The sequence below is a fragment of the Pantoea sp. E2023-21 genome, from assembly GCF_051302795.1.
Taxonomy (GTDB): Bacteria; Pseudomonadota; Gammaproteobacteria; order Enterobacterales; family Enterobacteriaceae; genus Pantoea; species Pantoea ludwigii_A.
In genome coordinates, this window is record NZ_CP195344.1 from 262,107 (window position 1) to 281,147 (window position 19,041).

Here is a 19,041-nt window from a genome sequence, read left to right on the forward strand (position 1 = left end):
GAGTCTGAAAAATTATTAACCAAGAGGTAATTACAATGAGCGTTTCTCTTTCTAAAGGCGGTAACGTTTCGCTTAGCAAAGCGGCACCAACCATGAAAAACGTCCTCGTTGGCCTTGGCTGGGATGCACGTTCCACCGATGGTCAGGACTTTGACCTTGATGCGTCAGCGTTCTTGCTGTCCGCCAGCGGCAAAGTCCGCGGCGATGCTGACTTTATTTTCTATAACAACCTGGTCTCTTCCGACGGTTCTGTTTCCCACACCGGCGACAACCGTACCGGTGCAGGCGATGGCGATGATGAATCGCTGAAAATCAAACTGGATTTGATCCCGGCTGATGTCGACAAAATCGTGTTTGTAGTCACCATCCACGATGCGCAGACCCGTCGTCAGAGTTTTGGCCAGGTTTCCGGCGCGTTTATCCGCCTGGTAAACGATGACGACCGCAGTGAAGTAGCGCGTTACGATTTGACCGAAGATGCCTCTACCGAAACCGCCATGCTGTTTGGCGAGCTGTACCGTAACGGTGCCGAGTGGAAATTCCGCGCAGTCGGCCAGGGTTATGCCGGTGGTTTGGCCTCGGTATGCGCCCAGTACGGCATTAACGCGTCTTAATCGCTGACATTACTCTCACGGGCAACTTCACGTTGCCCGCATCATCCAATTAAAAGCAGGAGCTTTAAAATGGCAGTTTCTCTGGTAAAAGGCGGTAACGTTTCCCTGACTAAAGAAGCACCAACCATGAATGTTGCCATGGCGGGTCTGGGTTGGGATGCACGTGTAACAGATGGTCAGGACTTTGACCTCGATGCCTCAGTGTTTATGGTCGGTGACGACGGTAAAGTGCTGAGCGACACTGGATTTATCTTCTTCAACAATAAGTTGAGCGCGTGTGGTTCCGTTGAGCATCAGGGCGATAACCGCACCGGTGCGGGCGATGGCGATGATGAGCAGGTGAAAATCACCCTGTCTAAAGTGCCAGCAGATGTGAAGAAGCTGGTCTTCGCGGTGACCATTTACGATGCAGAAGCGCGTAAGCAGAACTTCGGCATGGTGAGCAACAGCTTTATGCGTATCTTTAACAATGATAACGGCGCAGAAATCGCCCGTTTTGACCTGTCTGAAGATGCGTCTACCGAAACCGCGATGGTGTTCGGTGAGTTGTATCGCAACGGTGCCGAGTGGAAGTTCAAAGCTGTTGGTCAGGGCTTCGCGGGCGGCTTGGCCGCGCTGGCATCGCAGCATGGCGTGAGCGTCTGATTTAAAATAGGGTTATCAAAGCCCCGGCTGGTCCGGGGCTTTTTACTATCTAAAGGACGGATGTGAATCAATCACCATGAATGGTGTAATCCCGATCAGTTAAGCAATGAGCGTCTTTCGTTCGCCATAGGCTGGAGCAGTTGTAGTTATGCCGTGCGGCGACCGAGAAGAGGGCGTCTGGCCACGCCCTCTTCACTCCCCGGCCCTGCGCCAGCCCAGCCCGCCGCTACGCGGTGCCTTCACTCGCTCACGATTCCTGACGGACCGGCGGCGATTCGCTCCTGCTCAGCGCCGCCTCTCGCCGCATCCATGCGGCTCGCCCTGGAATCCCTCACTCGCTCAGCGGGCTGGGATGTCGCCTCAACACCCACGCTGCAGCAATAATGCGTATGACTGAGTCATCATCGCTGTAGCACCTGTAGGGTCGCCATGAATGGCGCCCCTACGGTTATTCGGCGGGGTTTTCGTAGGATGCGCATTTATGCGCACTTGTTGGGTGATAACCAGTGCCAATACGGAACAGTGCGGCTAAGGATCGAGGCGCAGCATGCGCAGTTTTTCCATCGGCACGCGGCGTTTTTTCCACGTTGGATGGAAATGACGCCAGTGCGGATCTTGCGCGGCGGCCAGTAATTCAAAATCACCGCGCGTATCGCCCCAGGCACGCAGGTGATAGTTATGCAGCGGGCCGTAAACGCTTTCCAGTCGCTTGACTTTTTGCCCGCAGCGGCAGTTATGACCGGTTATCTTTCCGGTCAGAATGCCGTCAATCACTTCTAATTGGGTGCCGATGAGATTGATACCCAGACGCTCAGCGAAAGGTTCTAACACCATCGCGGGCGAAGCGGAACAGATGGTCACTTCCGCGCTGGAGTTCACTTCCGCGGCAACCGCCAACAGTCCGGCAGGGCGCATCAGCTTATTCCAGTTCGCCGCGCAGAACAGTTTTGCCTGCTCACGGACCCATTTCTCCTCAACGCCGGTTAAAAAGGTCTTAATAAGCACCTCTTTCAGCTCATCGCGCGTCAGCTTTTTTCGCATGCAGTGCAGCGTGGGTACCGCCAGCCTGGCGAGTCTGCGCGCAAAAGCACGTTTACTAAAACTGAAGCGCAGAAAGGGGATAAAGCTATCGTGAATGGTCAACGTGCCGTCAAAATCAAACACGGATAGAACCTGATTTTCACGCGCTAAGGAGGATTCCATGGACATGTTGTTCTCTTTTGTCGCAAGCCGTAATCAATGCCACGATGATAGCAAATGGCTGGCCGATATTCTCCTGCGTGAATGCGGCTACCGATAAACGGTAGCCTTTTGAAGCGCTTACTCGCGGATTTTACCCTCTTCTTCGCGGGTTTTACCCTCTTCGATAAACTCTTCGTCGATCTCTTCTGAGTTCTCACGGTTATCACGACCGGAGAGCAGGTTCCAGCAGGCAATAAACAGCGCGGCGATCAGTGGACCAATGACGAAGCCGTTAATGCCATACACTTCCATGCCACCCAGCGTGGAGATCAGGATCAGGTAGTCAGGCATTTTAGTGTCTTTACCGACCAGCAGCGGACGCAGAATGTTGTCCACCAAACCCACCACCACCACGAAGAAGCCAATCAGGAACAGTGCTTTCCAGATGGCGCTGGTGGCGAAGAAGAAGATGGTCGCGGGTACCCAAACAATCGCGGAGCCCACCGCCGGAATCAGCGACAGGAATGCCATCAAGGTGCCCCACAGCAGGCTGCCATCAATGCCGGTGATCCAGAAGGCGAAGCCGCCAAGCACACCTTGCACCACCGCAACTACCACAGTGCCTTTCACTGTGGCGCGCGATACCGCAGCGAACTTCATCATCAGGTGATGTTTCACGTAGGTTGAGAGTGGCAGCGCTTCCAGCATCAAATTCACCAGCCAGGCACCATCTTTCAACAGGAAGAACAGCAGATAGAGCATCACGCCAAAGCCAACGGTAAAGGTGAACGTACCTTTGCCGATCAGGAACACGCTGCCCGCCATGTACTGGCCGCCTTTAAGTGCAAAACCGGAAAGCTTTTGCTGTATCTCTTGCGCGTTGTTCAGATTGTTTTCAGCGAGATAGTTACGTGCCCAGGAAGGCAGATGCTGCAGCAGTTCGGCGAACACCACCGGGAATTGCGCCGAGTTGTTCTGCAGTTTGGTGTATACCGTGTTGACTTCGACCACCATCGAAGAGGTGATCAGCGCCAAGGGCGTGAAGACAATCAAGCAGATAATCAGCAGCGTGGCGAATGAAGCCAGGCCGTTACGATCCCCCATTTTGCTGCGCAACAGTGACTTCAAAGGATGGAAAATCACTGCCAGAATTGCGGCCCAGAAAATGGCAGAAAAATACGGTGTCAGCACATCAAAAAAGGCGAACGTGACGATCGCCAAAATAACGATAAAGAAGCCTAAATTAAGTCCTTTAATACGCATTACATAGTCTCGTCAGTAGATAGGGCGAGTGAACTATAGAACGCCTGACGGGGAATGTAATGTTTTTAGCAAAGATGGTTCGCTTAAGCCCCTGAAGTGAGCAGACCTAACATGTCCCATTTTGTCCGCCTGATGTCTGTTAACTGGCTGGAAGACAGGCGTGATTACGGTAATGATGGTGGCTGAAATGAACCGGAGGAAATCATGCTGGAATTACGTCCTAACTGCGAATGTTGTGATAAAGATTTACCGCCGGAGTCACTGGATGCGCGTATCTGTTCGTTTGAATGCACTTTTTGTGTGGCGTGTGCGGAAGGCCTGTTGGCGCAACGTTGCCCAAATTGCAGCGGGGAACTGGTGCGTCGACCAATTCGTCCTGCCGCAGCATTAGCACGTCATCCGGCATCCACGACACGACATTTATCTGCGACAGTGACACGCTGAATCAGCACGGTAAGCTGCGATTCGGCAAATACTTCAATGCCGTGCTGGCGCAGCAGTGCTGCTGCGACGCCCTGACCGGGCTGTTGCTGGCCGCTAAAACTGCCGTCATAGATGCGTTGGCTGCCGCAGGTCGGGCTGCCATCAGTAAGCAGGGCAAAGCGACAACCCGCTTCTTGTGCCGCACGCAGTGCCAACCACGCTGCCAGCACGTAATGCTGGGTGACATCTCTGCCATCTGATTCCACGATGCGCGCTGCGCCCGTTAATACCTGTTCTGCACTGCCGCCGTGAATTTCAGCGGATAAGCGTGGAGTGTTTAAGCCAGCTGCCAGTTCAGGGCAGTGGATGACCAGACGTTGCTCGCTGCGCCAGCGCGCTAAGGTGTCTGAGATCAGCGCTTTATCGCTGGCGTTATATCGCACGGCATATCCCATCAGGCAGGCACTGACTAATATTTTTTCCATGTAAACGTTTTCCTTAAATAACCTCGACGGTAAGGTCGCAGTATTCAAGTGTTACGCAACAGATGTAATATTGAGCGCGATATTAATCACTGTCATGTATTAATCTGATGATGGGTCGATATTATCGTATTAATGACCGGGAGATTGATGAATAACACTGAACTCTGGTCGCGGAAAAGGGTTTTTGAAATGAGTTCATATCCTATGCTCTTGATTTAATGCATTTTTATTTTATTTCCTGACTTGCATTGAGTCTTGTTTCTGGCATCTTTTTTTATCGAAAGGTTGTTCTGGTCAGAGCACAGACCTTATTTAGAATGAAACATTGTTTCGCAAAATGTTATTTTTAGTCTCCGTGATTTTTGCGTATTTTTCTGAAAAATAGTGCTTTTCAAAAGAGTTTCTCACATTTAAATGGTATTGTTTACCGGCAATGCTAGTGATGTGGCGTTGTGTGCTTCAGTTTTACCCTCACTTTTGCAGGGTTTACCCGTTTATGCAATTTACGGAAATTCAATTACCCTCCCGATCCTTACGATCGGGTTTTTTCTTTATATTTCCCCGGTCTATCCGTAATAAACACTGATGCGTCTCTTCGATCCCGTTTATGTCAGAAAATACACAATCGTTAAGAAAGTGATAATTTGACGTAATTTCTTGTAAGTGTCCGTTTTTTAAGAGTTTTGGAAATGCTTTTTTGTCTCCATCTAATCAATAGTAGTGTTCAACGGCACAGCAACTGCCGTTATCATTGGAGGCAACACCATGAAAAAAACAACGTTAAGTCTTATTGCGTCACTTATTGCATGCAGCACACTGTTTTCAAGCGTTTCCCGGGCAGATGGCCCAGGTGACCAGCGCTGGCAGTCGCACGGCGGCGACCAGCACCAGGACCACGGACGTGGCCCGGATCGTGGCGGCGACCGCGGACCGAATCGCGGCAACGATCACGACCGCGGCAACGATCACGATCGTGGACCTGGCCCGGATCGTCATGACCGTTATGCTGATCATCGTATGCCGGAAGGACATCGTGGCGGCGATCGCTTCGCCTGGGGCGGACATGACTTCCGTCGCGGCTATCCGGCACCGCCGGAGTTTCGTGGCCCGCACTATCGTGTAGATGACTGGCGCGATCGTGGTCTGTATGCGCCACCGCGCGGTGAGCACTGGGCTTATATCGACGGTAATTACGTGCTGGTGGCCGCCGCAACCGGTATCATCACCGCAATTCTGCTCAACGGCGCGTTCAACTAATTCCCTCTGCGGATGGCCACGGCCATCCGTGTTTTTCTCCGTTTTATCCGCTCACCAGGTTATTCTCTATACGACCCGTTTTTCCTTTCAATACGTTAAGGAGTGATGATGACCGTGGTAAAAATGGTGGCGGTGGATAAAGACGGCACCTTTCTCGACGACAAAAAACAGTACAATCGCGCGCGTTTTAACGCGTGCTATCAGGAAATGAAGCAGCGCGACATCAAGTTTGTGGTAGCCAGCGGCAATCAATATTACCAACTCAAATCTTTCTTCCCTGATATCGCCAGTGAAATTGCCTTCGTGGCTGAAAACGGCGCGTGGATCATTGATCGTGATGAAGAGTTATTCTGCGGCGAGTTCTCACGTCAGGATATTGATGCGGTGCTGGATACGCTGCACAACGGTAATTATCCTGAACTGCGCTACATCCTCTGTGGACGCGACAGCGCGTATTACTTCGAAGGTCTTGATGAGAAGTGGCTGGTGAAAATGCGTCACTATTGCCATCGCCTGAAGGCCATTCGCAGCCTGGATGAAGTGGCGGGCGATAAGCTGTTCAAGTTCGCGCTGAATTTGTCCGATGATTACGTGGAGCCGCTGATGGCGGATATTGAGCGTCTGCATCATGGCGCGGCGGCCGCCACATCCAGTGGCCACGGTTCAGTCGATTTGATTGTGCCGGGCAACCATAAAGGTCACGGCCTCGATCTGCTGGGCAAACGCTGGGGCATCGCACGCAGTGAAATTTTGGTGTTTGGCGATGGCGGCAACGATCTCGAAATGCTGCAGCAGTCTGGCTTTAGCTTTGCTATGGCAAATGCACCGCAGAAAGTCAAAGACGCGGCACGCTTTGAAGCGCCGAGTAATAACGAAGAGGGCGTGTTACAGGTGATTGAGCAGATGCTGGCCGGTAAACCACCGTTTGTCATCTGATCGTCATTTTTAGCTGAATTTATTCTTTGCTCTGCCGATATTCGATTGTGACGGAACGCACAATTCGCCGCTGAGCGGCACTTCTTATCTCAATCGTTAATGCAGTCGGTTAGAAAGGATAAATTATGTTGCCAACCCGTTTGGCTACCCGCATGACGTTGGGTGGCCTGCTATTACTGTGCGTCACAACCGCAGTGGTGTTCTCCGTTCTCTTGTTGCGCGGTCAACCGCGCGTCATTGAAGCCAGCCATACGCTGATTGAGCAGGCCGGTAGCAATCTGGTCAGCCAATTAAATCAGCAGCTGATGCGTATTGAAGGCGAAGCCGTCAGCATGGCGCGCCTCGCCGAAGTCTTACCGCACGATGCCACGCTGTGGCAGCAAAGTTTCCCGCAAATCATCAACAGCAGCGGCAATAAAACCATTGCGGGCGGCGGCGTGTGGCCGGAACCCGATGCCTTTAGCGCCGGTGTGCAGCGTCGCAGCTTCTTCTGGGCACGGCAGAGTGATGGCTCGCTGGCCTATTCCGATGACTACAACCTGCCTGCGGGCAACGGCTACCAACAGGAAAGTTGGTACAGCGCGGTGCGCAATGGACCACGCGATCGCTGTGGCTGGTCTGAGGTTTATCAGGATCCGGTGTCTGGCGTAAAAATGGTGACCTGTAGCGTGCCGTACACGGTGGGCGAGCGTTTTGCCGGTGTCGCGACGCTGGATGTGCAGCTGGATAATCTTGCGGGCTTAATGCAGCAGAAAGGGCAGGTGACCGGCGGTTATGCCTTTGCGCTTGATAGCGCAGGCAATCTGCTTTATTACCCAGGTCAGGACCTTAAATCGCTTACCACCTTAAGCAGCCTGGCGGAAAAATCCAGCTGGCTGGCTCCACTCGCCGCTCGTATCGGCCAGTTGAAAGGCGATGGCGATGTATTGCAACTGTCGGATTTCGCTGACGATTACTTGCATGACAGTGCGCAGGTCACGCTGTTCCGCATGCCTGGCACCGGCTGGGTGATTGGCCTTGTGACGCCAGAGCGCGCGGTCAGCGGCCTGGCTCATACCCTGATGCGTGACATCTTCACCTACTTAATTCCGGCGATGATCGTGCTGCTGCTGTTAACCTGGACATTTACCCAACGCATTGGGCAACGCCTGAAAGCCACGCATGCTGCGTTGGATGAGATTGCCAATGGCGATGGTGATTTAACGCGCCGCCTGACCAAAAGTGGACGCGATGAGCTGGCAGATATCGCCGGTGCGTTTAATAGTTTTGTCGATAAGATCGCCGGCGTCATTACCCGCGTGCAGAGCAGTGGTGTAACGGTAGCGGCTAACGCATCAGGCCTGGCACACAGTAATACCGCGCTGTCGGAAAAAATTGCCGAGCAGGCCGCAGCACTAGAACAAAGTGCCGCGGCGATGGAGCAGCTCAATGCTACCGTGCAACAGAACGCCGAAAATACCCGGTTGGCCGATGCGGCGGCCGAACAGACCGCACAAATTGCTCGCAGCAGCAGCGAAATGATGGGCGAAGTGGTGAGCACCATGGGCGCCATCCAATCCTCTTCGCGGCGTGTGGCAGAGATTTTGACCGTAATCGACAGCATCGCGTTTCAAACTAACATTCTCGCATTGAATGCGGCGGTAGAAGCGGCACGCGCCGGTGAGCAAGGGCGTGGTTTTGCGGTGGTGGCGTCTGAAGTGCGTGCGTTAGCCCAGCGCAGTGCCACCGCGGCGCAGGAGATCAAGACGCTGATTACCGATTCCGACAGCAACGTACTGGCCGGCAGTAAATTGGTGGAAGGTGCGGGACAGCAGCTTTCCCAGCTGGTCACTGACGTACATAAAGTGAAGCAGGTGGTGAGTGAAATGCGCGTGGCCGGTGACGAGCAGAGCAAAGGTATTGCCGAAGTGACGCTAGCGGTATCGCAGATGGAGCGAGGCATTCAGCAAAACCTGATGCTGGTGACGCAAACCGCCGAGAACACCCAAGCGCTGCGTGATGAAGCGGCGCAGCTGGCGCAAGAGATAGCCATGTTTAAAGTGGCCGAGCAGTAAATTGTCGGGCAGCGTTAGCTGCCCGTTATCACTTAAACGATGCGCCAGGCGGCGGCGATCATCTCCGTCAACGTGGGTGCATCGTAGCTGACCCAACCGTTTTTGCTGTTGGCGCGCGATACAATCCAGTCAACATCGGTGGCTGACAATGTTGGGCCATCCAACCAAAAGGGCACGATCGCCTGCTGCTGGATCCAGGCTTTTAACGCCAATGCCGGCGGCGCGGGATCGTCCGGCAGCAGCTGTTGACCAAGCTGCGCCATCAAGCGTTGCTGTTCAGCATGCTCGGTTTCGGCCAGTAGCTCGAGGAATGGGAACAGTAAGCGTCCGCAGACTTCACCGTGATGGAATGGCTTGATCGCGCCAAGTTCACCGGCAATGCCGTGAATCACCCCTAATCCGGCACTGCTCAGACACACGCCACCTAACCAGGATGCCATCATCATCGCTTCACGCGCGGCATCACCACGCTCATCATTTTGGTTCAAGTCCGGCCAGGCTTTGAAGAACAGTTGCAACCCATTGAGCGCAGTTTGCTGAGTGAACAGATTGCCTTTACGTGACAGATAGGCTTCGAAGAGGTGAGTGAAGGCATCGATGGCGCAGGTGGCCAACACGCTATCTGGCGCACCTTTCAACAGGTCGGGATCGAGAATTGCGACCTGTGGCACAAAGACCGGATGGCGCAGCGACGCTTTGACCTGAATGTGTTGTTGATCGGTCACCACCGCGTTCTGTGTGGCTTCGCTGCCAGTGCCTGCCGTGGTGGGAATGGCGATCAGCGGCAAGGTTACCGCTTGCACTGGCGTATCACCGACTTTCTCCAGATAGCGTGCAGTGTTGAGCGGATGCTGCATCATGGCACTGAAGGCTTTGGCGGCATCCAGCACGCTGCCGCCGCCAATTGCCACCACACGATCAATGTGGCCGCGCCAGCGCCGCACCCAGCCATCAATCTCATCCGGGGACGCTTCATGGCTGACGATCTCATAACCGATAATCTGATCGTTGAGTGCAGCGCCAAGCCGTGCCCAGGCTGGACCGTTAAGAAAAGAGCGCCCGCAAAATAACAGCGTCGGCTGGGTATTGCCCGCCAGCAGCGGTATCAACTGGTCAATGCTGCCGCGACCAAACAGGGTTTGTTGATTACTGTACAACTCGATCAGATTCTCACTCACCTGCATGTCCTTCTTGTTAGGCGTAAAGACCTAAGTGTAACCAAAAGCCGTGACACTCCCGCTGCAAACATTCTGATAACCCACCGGCAAAAAGTTGATCACCTTCGCAAAACAGAAATTCCGCCGCGGCGGCAGGTGCTTTATGCGCAATGTTACCCTTAACATGATACCCGTAACATTGATCAGCAGGATGCTTTCCTGCGGCGAACGCTGTTGATTCTCATGTCCTCTGGGATAACCAAAATAAACCGCTGCCGGTACCTTACCGAGCGCAAAAGTGGAGAAAAATTATGCCATTACTCTATGTGGCGATTGGCGTAGCATTACTGCTGTTACTGATGATCCGTTTCAAACTGAACGGATTTATTGCGCTGATTCTGGTGGCACTGGCCGTGGGCGTGATGCAGGGCATGCCGGTCAATAAAGTTATCATCTCGATTAAAACCGGTGTGGGCGGCACATTAGGCAGTCTCGCGCTGATCATGGGCTTCGGCGCGATGCTGGGTAAACTGCTGGCGGATTGCGGCGGGGCGCAACGTATTGCTACCACACTGATCGCCAAATTTGGCGAGAAGCATATTCAGTGGGCGCTGGTGCTGACTGGCTTCACCGTGGGCTTTGCACTGTTTTATGAAGTGGGCTTTGTACTGATGTTGCCGCTGGTGTTCAGTATCGCCGCCTCTGCGCGCGTGCCGCTACTGTACGTGGGCGTGCCGATGGCGGCCGCGCTCTCCGTCACGCACGGTTTCCTGCCTCCGCATCCAGGTCCTACGGCGATTGCCACCTTGTTCAACGCCGACATGGGTAAAACGTTGCTGTACGGTACGCTACTGGGGATTCCAACCGTTATCCTCGCCGGTCCGGTTTATGCGCGCTTCCTGAAAGGTATCGATAAGCCCATCCCAGAAGGATTATGGAACCCAAAAACCTTTACCGAAGCTGAGATGCCTGGCTTTGGCGTCAGCGTTTGGACGGCATTGGTGCCGGTGGTATTGATGGCGTTGCGCGCGGTAGCGGAAATGCTGCTGCCGAAAGGTCACGTGCTGCTGCCGTATGCGGAATTCTTTGGCGATCCGATTATGGCAACCTTAATTGCTGTGCTAATTGCTATTTTCACTTTCGGACTGAACCGTGGACGCAGCATGGATGACGTGATGGGCACCATCACCGATTCGATCAAGATCATCGCTATGATGCTGTTAATCATTGGCGGCGGCGGGGCATTCAAACAGGTGCTGGTGGACAGCGGCGTTGATAAATACATCGCCAACATGATGCATGAAACCAATCTCTCGCCGATTTTCATGGCGTGGTCAATTGCTGCTGTACTGCGTATTGCGCTGGGATCCGCCACCGTCGCGGCGATTACGGCCGGGGGGATTGTTGCACCGTTGATCGTCACCAGCGGTGCCAGTCCGGAACTGATGGTGATTGCGGTGGGTTCCGGCAGCGTGATTTTCTCGCACGTTAACGATCCGGGTTTCTGGTTGTTTAAAGAGTATTTCAACCTGACTATTGGCGAAACCTTCCGTTCGTGGTCCGCGCTGGAAACTATTATTTCAGTATGCGGTTTGGTGGGATGCTTGCTGCTCGCCAACGTTATCTAAGCCTCAAGGCTGAGGCATTGCGCCTCAGCCGCTTGCGGTTTACTGCGTTAAGGCGCGGAACTCTGCGAGTTCCTCATGCGGCATACCGACCTGCAACGCCGCGTCACAGATTTGCTCCCAGCTATTGCTATCCAGTGGAATGCCGTCGCGTGTGCGTGCCACTCGGTTGTGCTCTTCCCACTCACCGGGCACCTGAATCGGTGAATCGCCACTTTGCGGCGACTGTTTCACCCATTGAAGGAACGACTCAGCTTCTTCCTGCATGGCTGGCGCATCAAACGCATCCGGATTAACGATGATGGTGGTCATGCAGTTGAAAATGGCATCCGGGCTGGTAACCAGCGTTTCATCATGTGTGGTGCGTCCGCCCGACAGCGCGCCACCAAGAATTTCGCACAGGGTCGCTAGCGCATAGCCTTTATGCAAACCGAATGGCATCAGTGAACCATACGGGGCCTGATGCATCACGCCCGGCTCGGTGGTGGGCTGGCCCTGATGATCAATCAGATATCCCGGCGCGACCTGTTGCTCTTTGTTCCACGCCACCCGCGTTTTACCAAAGGCGATGCCGCTGGTGGCGAAATCGAGCAGTAGCGGTTTCGCATTGCGGCGCGGGAAAATGGCGCAGAAGGGATTGGTGCCGAAACGACGATCGCTTCCGTTGAAGGGCGCCACCATCGGATCGCCCATTACGTTAACGAAGTGGAACGAGACAAAACCGGCGGCCGCGCACTGTTCCGCCCAATGGCCGATGCGACCAATGTGGTGCGAGTGGTGTAAACCTACCGCTGCAATGCCTAACTTCGCTGCGCGCTCAATGCCCAGCTGCATCGCCTCAAAGGCAGCCACCTGACCAAAGCCATTGTGACCGTGCAGCGTCAGCACCGCACCGGCGTCTTTCTCAAGGGTTGTGTGTTGGTTGAGTTGCAGAAAACCCTGTGCCAGCGAATTCACATAGCCTGGAATCATGCCAACACCGTGCGAATCATGGCCAGCCAGATTAGCGGCTACCAAATGATCGGCGACCAGGCGCGCTTCTTCAGCGCTACTGCCTGCATGGAGCCAGATGGATTGAACAAACTGATGAAGAGGGGAAGGGGGAATCAGATGCAGAGTACTCACGCGGTCAATCTCCTTATCATTATCAATCATCTATCCTGCGACGAAAACAGTCATGACCGCAAGTCAGCGATAAGAAGTAAAGGGCCACACGCTGTGGCCCAAAAACTCAGTGCGGCTGCTCAAAGCCCGCCTTTAGCATCTGATCGCGCAGTGCGCGAGTAATTTCACGGTTCCCGCCCGTGATCGGGTAAATGACATTGTTGACGACATCGTCAAGATAATGCTCTTCAAACTCCTGCATGGTGAGTTGCGTACCCCCCTCATCGTTGATAGCGATACTGCCGCTGATGTGGTTGCCGTAATCCTTTGCCTTAAGGCTGTAACGCCCCATGCTGGTATTAATCGTGCTCATAAGAATCTCCTTGTTACGTAGGCATTGATAACAATTGAGGCCTCTTCAGGCGGTATAAGTTTAGACTGTGAACCGGCTCAGAGTACGGCAGCAGGGAGAAGGAGAATCGATCGCTGCGACCTGTCTCGCAGAAATAAATTTGCGGCAAGCGAAACGACAGCCAATGGGCGTGACCCTCCTCGCAGCATCCAGCGAAAGCAGAATGATCATCTATACTGGATAGCAGACACGTTATTTTTCATACTTGAAGGAGCGAACAATGAAAATAATTCTGTGGGTCATCGCCATCATCTTCATCGTTGGATTACTGACATTAACAGGCGTCTTTAAACTGATTTTCTGACAAGCACAGGCACCTACGGGTGCCTGAATTTTTTCATTCAGCATAGGATTTTTCGCTGTCTTCAAATGACTCGATTGGCTGAATGAGATCGCGCAGATTAAGCGGCTTGTAACATTTCGCGCAGCAGGCGCCATGATGGTTTGGAAAATCGACCTTTTCGCAGTCCAAAAAGGTATAAAAAAATTTAGTGCAACCGCAGCGGCTACAACGAATAGTCATGTTACTTCCTTCCGTTCTCCGTCCTGGAGCGTCGAGATTTATCTTATTCGCCTGGCGAGTTCAATTGATAAATTTCGTTAATTTATTCCCCATGTGAATAATTGATGCTAAGTCACTGAATGATATATTATTGCCTTAAGTTATCATCACGGCATGTTTGCATTTTTTGTACATCAACAGACCCAATCGATTCGTTTACCTGCCATTTCGATTTTTACCTTATGACTGAGGTAAAATTCATCACCTGACCGTATCTGAACCAAGAATAGGCCTGGAGAGATTAGCCTGTTTTTTCAATACACTTTTTAAGCAATAGCGTGGGATATGCCTTTGTGCGGGAGCGTGAAAACCGCTTTTTTACGCATTGTTGCTCTTGAATGACTTAACGGGAAATATTGTTGTGAATCGCCACTTTTCTGCAGCTTTAATGGGCTGCATTTTGACCTCATCGGTCTCTTTTTCAGCATCAGCGGAAACAGCATCACAAGCCATCAAATCGGGCTGGAACACCTTTAGTGACAACGTGTCGCAAACCTGGTCGCAGCCGCAGAATTATGATTTTTATCTGCCGGCAATCACCTGGCACAACCGCTGGACTTATGACGATGAACACATCGATAAGTACAACGAACGCCCGTGGGGCGCAGGTGCGGGTGTTTCGCGCTGGGATGAAAAAGGGAATTGGCATGGCCTGTATGTCATGGCGTTCAAAGACTCGTTCAACAAATGGGAGCCGATTGGCGGGTACGGTTGGGAAGCAACCTGGCGACCGCTGAGCGATCAGAATTTTCATTTGGGGGCGGGTTACACGGCGGGTGTGACGGCCAGAGATAACTGGCGATATATTCCCGTTCCCCTTATTTTGCCTTTAGCATCAATTGGATATGGTCCAGCCACTTTCCAAATGACTTACATTCCCGGGACCTACAATAACGGCAATGTCTATTTTGCCTGGCTGAGGTTTGAGTTTTAAGCTTTTGCAGAGCGCAGAAAGTGTGATCGACATGCAAAAAATCAATATTTATCACTTTTTCATCAAATCGCACTGGACAAATGTCACCGCAATTGCTGTACTAGACGTCGACACAGTTTAGTGTCCTTTTTTCATGTAAAGGTAATATAGATGTCTAAGATCAAAGGTAACGTAAAGTGGTTTAATGAGTCGAAAGGCTTCGGTTTCATTACTCCAGAAGATGGCAGCAAAGATGTATTCGTACACTTCTCTGCAATCAACAGCAACGGTTTCAAAACTCTGGCTGAAGGTCAACGCGTTGAGTTCGAAATCACTGACGGTGCTAAAGGCCCATCAGCTGCTAACGTTATCGCACTGTAATTTAACAGTTCGAATTCTGAAAACCCGCCTTCTGGCGGGTTTTTTTTATCCATTTTTTAAGCATGCCACCAGATAATCATCCAGGCGACAACGATGCACGTTGTTAGGCTCAATGCCATCAGCTCATCGAACGAACGCGGTATCACATTTTTCATTACACATGCCTCATAGGTCCATTTCCTTCAGCATGACCACGCCAGATTAAGCCAGCCTTAAGGCGCCATGACATTTGCATGACAAGGCAGATTCTGCGGCACATCTCACAGATAAGTCCCGTAACATAGCCACAACAATGCTTACTTGCAGATTTTTGTCCGGCAACGCTATATAACTGCTCAGGGAAAAAAGAGGAGGCAGGATGAACATACGTCAGGCACAGGCAAAAGACAGTTTTGCGTTGAGTGCGTTGTTAACCGAGTTAGGTTATAGCGCCACGGAAGGGTTTATCGATAGGCGTTTGGCGCAGCTTTGCGATCATCCAGACGAGATAGTGTTGGTGGCGGAACACGGCAGCCAGGTGCTGGGTTTTCTGTCATTACACTTTATTCCGCAACTGGCATTAGCCGGCGATTTTGCCCGCATCAGCTATTTCTGCATTGCCGAAGGTGAGCGTAGTAAAGGCAGTGGACAGCAATTATTGACCCACGCCGAGCAGTTGGCGCGTTCACGCGGTTGCGATCGTATGGAAGTGCACTGCCACTCATCACGCCTTAAAGCCAACCAGTTCTATGCGCGTGAAGGCTATGTGGAGTCACCACGCTACCACATTAAAGCTCTGGGTTAACATTAAGCTCGCGTCCGCTGGCAATCACAATGGCATCAGCGATGCTGTCGAGCTGTGCGAAGGGCAGCAGCGCCGCACTGACGCGAATGAATTGCCGGCTGTTAATACTGCAGCGTTCACCGGGTAACACGGCGATACCTCGCGCGGCCAGGGTGATCATCGCGTACTGCTCGGATTCCACCGGAATCCAGACGCTTAATCCATCGCGTTCCTCCAGCACCAAGCCGCGTTTCGCCAGCGCTGCCAGCAGTTGTTGACGACGCTGCGCATAGGTTGCCTTGGCCTGCTGAATGCGCTGCTGAGTGTTTGCGTCGTTGAGCATCCACGCCACGGCATCCTGCAAAATACGGCTGGTCCAGCTCACGCCAAAGTTGCGCCACGCTTGCAGGCGTTTCACCATTTCTGCGGTGCCGGATAACACCGCCAGGCGCAAATCCGGACCATAGGCTTTGGAAAACGAGTGCACATGCAGCACACGTTCCGGATAGTGGAAGCCAAGACTCCACACCGGCCAGCGCGAAAGATCACCAATGCCATCGTCCTCAACAATAATGATGCTGCTGTTCGCCAGTACTAACGCTAACTCTGCACTGCGCCGCTGGCTTACGCTGTGTCCCGTCGCCGAATGGGTGCGCGGTTGATAGATAAACATCGCTGGAGACTTTTGCATTAGCGTAGCCAGCGCCGAAGGGATCGGCCCTTGCTCATCACAGGGCAGCGGCAGAATTTCTGCGCCAATGTTGTCTAAAATATCCAATAATCGTGTAGCAGTAGGATCTTCGATTACCACGCGATCGCCCGGTGACAGCAACGTCTGTACGATGAGGTTCATGGCATCAAATCCACCATCGGTTGCCAGCCAGGCTTCGGCTGGATAGGGCCAGCGCGGTGTCACGGCATCCTGCAATTGCGGTGAAATCGCCTCCCGTTGATAGCTATTCAGCTGGGGCGATGCAATGCCTGCCACCATCGCCTGACGCAAATCTGGCAACAGTGCTGGATCGGGCGAGGCCATCGCCAGTGATGCCTGAACATTCTCACCGTAATTACCGATCTTATCGAAACGAATGGGACGCGGCATAACGCTGTTGCCGCTCACCCAGACGCCGCTGCGGCCTTTTCCGGCCAGCACTTTTTGCTTCTTTAACTGTGCCCAGGCAGCTGAAACGGTTGCGGGACTGACACCCAGCCGCTCTGCCAACTCGCGCACCGCAGGCATTTGCATGCCCACCGCGATCTGTCCTTCGCGAATCAGTGTTGATGCCGCATGCGTGATGCCTTTCACCGAAGCATCGGTGATTTTCTGACTCAGCCAATCCAAATCCACACTTTGCGTCATAAGAAAATCCTTTGTTCAGTAACAAATAATAGATTGTTCAGATTAGTATTCGCGTTTTAGACTCAAATTCAAGCACTATTTGCTGCATAAATAATCACAGCCGCAGGGCTGGCAGAACAGACGGGGAAGGCAAAACTATGATAACCATCAGACTAGCGGTACGTGACTGGGATTACTTCACACCGCTGGCGCTTGGCGATATCAAGCCGGAAGGTTTTACGCTGGAGATCGATCGCGTTGGCACATTGGTGGATAACCTCGCCACCAGCGAGAGATACGATGCGGGTGAAGTGTCGTTCAGCCGCTTTGCTCAGGCTCGGGCAAAAGGTGACAGTTCGCTCTTGGGCCTGCCACACTTTCTGATGCGTGGTTTCCGCCAGCGCTGCATCATTACTCGCGCTGACAGCCCAATAACCACGCCTGCGCAACTGAAAGGCAAAAAGATCGGTGTTACCGGCTGGCAGGATTCTGGCAATACCTGGACGCGTACCGTGCTGCGTGAAGCGGGCGTTGAGATTGATGATGCTTACTGGTTTGCCGGCCGCTTAACCGAAGATCACCCGATTGTCGATCGTCTGGCCGGTTTTGGTCGTCCGGGCCGTATTGAACCCGTGCCTGGCGAACGTCCGCTGATCGAACTGCTGAAAGCCGGCGAGCTAGATGCTGTCTTTACCCCCTTTATGCCGGAAGGTTTCTTCCTGGCCGATTCGGGTTTGCGCCAACTGCAGGTGGATTTTGCCGGAGCCGAGCGCGACTACTTTAATCGCGTCGGATATGTGCCGGGCATTCACTTACTGGCGATTAAGCCCGCGTTAGCCGAGGCACATCCGTGGCTGCCTCAGGCGCTGAGCGACATTATCGATCGTTCGTACCAGATGTGGATGAAGAAACGTGAAAAATACGCCGACACCACGCCGTGGCTGCTGGACGATTTGCGGCGCACCGCGCAGGAATTGCCCGCTAACTGGAATCAGAACGGATTTTCCGTTAACAAAAAGATGATTGCCGACTTTGCGAATGAGCTGTTCCAGCAAGGCCTAACCAAAACATTGCTGACGCCGGAAGCGATTTTCCCGGCTGCGGCGCAAGGAGAATAATGATGAAAGTTGCAATGGGCCAATTTGCCGTCAGCCGCGAATGGCAGGAAAACACCGATATCTGCATCGGACTGATGAATCAGGCGCTTGCGGGTGGCGCGGATCTGCTGGTGCTGCCTGAAGGCGTGCTGGCGCGAGATATCGCCGATCCGGATCTGGTATTGAAAGCGGCGCAGCCGCTTGATGGTCCTTTCGTCACACAGCTGCTGGCTGTCAGCAAAGGCAATAACTTAACCACCATGATGAGCGTGCATGTCCCGACAGAAGGGCAGAAGGCGCTCAACGTGCTGATTGCTATTCGTAACGGCGCAATCATCGCAGAGTACGTGAAACTGCACCTGTATGACGCTTTCGCTATGCAAGAGTCGCAGCGCGTTAATCCAGGCCGCGAGATTCCACCGCTGGTGGACGTTGCGGGCATGAAAGTGGGGTTGATGACGTGCTACGACGTACGCTTCCCGGAACTGGCGCGCCGCTTAGTCTTGGATGGCGCCGATGTGCTGGTGCTGCCGGCTGCATGGGTGAAAGGTCCGCTAAAAGAGATGCACTGGGAATTGCTGACCACCGCGCGCGCGCTGGAAAACACCTGTTACATGGTGGCGGTGGGTGAGTGTGGTCCGCGCAATATTGGCAACAGTCTGGTGATCGATCCGTTGGGCGTAGCGATTGCCAAAGCGCCGGAGTCGGCCGCGCTGGTGTTTGCCGATCTCGATCCGCAGCGCATCGCCTACGCACGCAGCGTATTGCCGGTGCTGGAAAATCGCTGTTTTGCTCGTCCTGAACTCAAACCACGTTGATCGCTGGGGAA

General features: G+C 53.1%; 19 protein-coding genes. 12 read left to right on the plus strand and 7 right to left on the minus strand.

The window, feature by feature from the left end; translation table 11 throughout:
* The first annotated feature begins 35 nt into the window (after nt 1-35).
* Nucleotides 36-614 carry a TerD family protein gene (locus ACRQ84_RS01245; RefSeq protein ID WP_008103744.1) on the plus strand — a complete coding sequence of 193 codons (579 nt, stop codon included), beginning with the start codon at nt 36-38 and terminating at the stop codon, nt 612-614.
* A gap of 69 nt (nt 615-683) precedes the next feature.
* Entirely contained in the window at nt 684-1,259 is a 576-nt protein-coding gene (locus tag ACRQ84_RS01250; RefSeq protein WP_064740516.1) for a TerD family protein, read from the plus strand.
* Between the two features lie 528 nt (nt 1,260-1,787).
* On the opposite strand, the gene ACRQ84_RS01255 is transcribed toward ACRQ84_RS01250, so the two are convergent.
* Both ACRQ84_RS01255 and ACRQ84_RS01260 read right to left on the minus strand, forming a co-directional pair.
* A complete protein-coding gene (locus ACRQ84_RS01255) occupies nt 1,788-2,468 on the minus strand; it encodes an HAD family hydrolase (RefSeq protein ID WP_064740518.1) in 681 nt (226 codons plus the stop codon).
* A 111-nt stretch (nt 2,469-2,579) separates the two neighbouring features.
* A complete protein-coding gene (locus ACRQ84_RS01260) occupies nt 2,580-3,704 on the minus strand; it encodes an AI-2E family transporter (RefSeq protein WP_483816977.1) in 1,125 nt (374 codons plus the stop codon).
* Between the two features lie 204 nt (nt 3,705-3,908).
* Here ACRQ84_RS01260 and ACRQ84_RS01265 point away from each other — a divergent pair, with 204 nt between their 5' ends.
* Nucleotides 3,909-4,148, plus strand: a complete 240-nt coding sequence (locus tag ACRQ84_RS01265; protein WP_483816978.1) for a DUF1272 domain-containing protein — start codon at nt 3,909-3,911, stop codon at nt 4,146-4,148.
* Here ACRQ84_RS01265 and ACRQ84_RS01270 read toward each other — a convergent pair.
* A complete protein-coding gene (locus tag ACRQ84_RS01270; RefSeq protein ID WP_483816979.1) occupies nt 4,100-4,612 on the minus strand; it encodes a 2-thiouracil desulfurase family protein in 513 nt (170 codons plus the stop codon). The genes ACRQ84_RS01265 and ACRQ84_RS01270 overlap by 49 nt on opposite strands.
* Before the next feature lie 765 nt (nt 4,613-5,377).
* On the opposite strand from ACRQ84_RS01270, the gene ACRQ84_RS01275 reads away from it, so the two are divergent.
* From ACRQ84_RS01275 to ACRQ84_RS01285, 3 genes are all read left to right on the plus strand, one after another.
* Nucleotides 5,378-5,869, plus strand: a complete 492-nt coding sequence (locus ACRQ84_RS01275; RefSeq protein ID WP_483816980.1) for an RcnB family protein — start codon at nt 5,378-5,380, stop codon at nt 5,867-5,869.
* A 108-nt stretch (nt 5,870-5,977) separates the two neighbouring features.
* Nucleotides 5,978-6,805, plus strand: coding sequence for a Cof-type HAD-IIB family hydrolase (locus ACRQ84_RS01280; RefSeq protein WP_483817862.1), 828 nt, complete (start codon nt 5,978-5,980; stop codon nt 6,803-6,805).
* A gap of 125 nt (nt 6,806-6,930) precedes the next feature.
* On the plus strand, nt 6,931-8,859 hold the full coding sequence (locus ACRQ84_RS01285) for a methyl-accepting chemotaxis protein (protein ID WP_064740529.1): 1,929 nt from the start codon (nt 6,931-6,933) through the stop codon (nt 8,857-8,859).
* 32 nt (nt 8,860-8,891) lie between these two features.
* Here ACRQ84_RS01285 and ACRQ84_RS01290 read toward each other — a convergent pair whose 3' ends face one another.
* Complete coding sequence (locus ACRQ84_RS01290; protein WP_483816981.1) at nt 8,892-10,043, minus strand: iron-containing alcohol dehydrogenase; 1,152 nt, start codon at nt 10,041-10,043, stop codon at nt 8,892-8,894.
* Nucleotides 10,044-10,327: 284 nt separating this feature from the next.
* Between ACRQ84_RS01290 and gntT the strand changes: the two genes are divergently transcribed.
* Nucleotides 10,328-11,644 (plus strand): gluconate transporter, encoded by a 1,317-nt coding sequence (gntT, locus tag ACRQ84_RS01295; RefSeq protein ID WP_064740530.1) that lies wholly within the window; start codon nt 10,328-10,330, stop codon nt 11,642-11,644.
* Nucleotides 11,645-11,683: 39 nt separating this feature from the next.
* On the opposite strand, the gene ACRQ84_RS01300 is transcribed toward gntT, so the two are convergent.
* Entirely contained in the window at nt 11,684-12,766 is a 1,083-nt protein-coding gene (locus ACRQ84_RS01300; protein ID WP_483816982.1) for a malate/lactate/ureidoglycolate dehydrogenase, read from the minus strand.
* Between the two features lie 106 nt (nt 12,767-12,872).
* On the minus strand, nt 12,873-13,118 hold the full coding sequence (locus ACRQ84_RS01305; RefSeq protein WP_064740531.1) for a hypothetical protein: 246 nt from the start codon (nt 13,116-13,118) through the stop codon (nt 12,873-12,875).
* A 989-nt stretch (nt 13,119-14,107) separates the two neighbouring features.
* Between ACRQ84_RS01305 and pagP the strand changes: the two genes are divergently transcribed.
* The 3 genes from pagP (at nt 14,108) to ACRQ84_RS01320 (ending at nt 15,797) form a co-directional block, all read left to right on the plus strand.
* Nucleotides 14,108-14,653 (plus strand): lipid IV(A) palmitoyltransferase PagP, encoded by a 546-nt coding sequence (pagP, locus tag ACRQ84_RS01310; RefSeq protein ID WP_483817863.1) that lies wholly within the window; start codon nt 14,108-14,110, stop codon nt 14,651-14,653.
* A 150-nt stretch (nt 14,654-14,803) separates the two neighbouring features.
* The gene (gene cspE, locus ACRQ84_RS01315) at nt 14,804-15,013 is read left to right on the plus strand and encodes a transcription antiterminator/RNA stability regulator CspE (RefSeq protein ID WP_007890714.1); all 210 of its coding nucleotides are present in this window, start codon (nt 14,804-14,806) and stop codon (nt 15,011-15,013) included.
* A gap of 358 nt (nt 15,014-15,371) precedes the next feature.
* Nucleotides 15,372-15,797, plus strand: a complete 426-nt coding sequence (locus ACRQ84_RS01320) for a GNAT family N-acetyltransferase (protein ID WP_483816983.1) — start codon at nt 15,372-15,374, stop codon at nt 15,795-15,797.
* Here the strand turns inward: ACRQ84_RS01320 and ACRQ84_RS01325 are convergent.
* The gene (locus tag ACRQ84_RS01325; RefSeq protein ID WP_483816984.1) at nt 15,781-17,136 is read right to left on the minus strand and encodes an aminotransferase-like domain-containing protein; all 1,356 of its coding nucleotides are present in this window, start codon (nt 17,134-17,136) and stop codon (nt 15,781-15,783) included. The two genes, ACRQ84_RS01320 and ACRQ84_RS01325, sit on opposite strands and share 17 nt — an antisense overlap.
* A 137-nt stretch (nt 17,137-17,273) precedes the next feature.
* Between ACRQ84_RS01325 and ACRQ84_RS01330 the strand changes: the two genes are divergently transcribed.
* Together ACRQ84_RS01330 and ACRQ84_RS01335 are read left to right on the plus strand one after the other, a co-directional pair.
* Nucleotides 17,274-18,233: an ABC transporter substrate-binding protein gene (locus ACRQ84_RS01330; protein WP_483816985.1), complete on the plus strand. Its 960-nt coding sequence runs from the start codon at nt 17,274-17,276 to the stop codon at nt 18,231-18,233.
* A gap of 2 nt (nt 18,234-18,235) precedes the next feature.
* Entirely contained in the window at nt 18,236-19,030 is a 795-nt protein-coding gene (locus ACRQ84_RS01335) for a deaminated glutathione amidase (RefSeq protein WP_064740537.1), read from the plus strand.
* Nucleotides 19,031-19,041 lie beyond the last annotated feature (11 nt).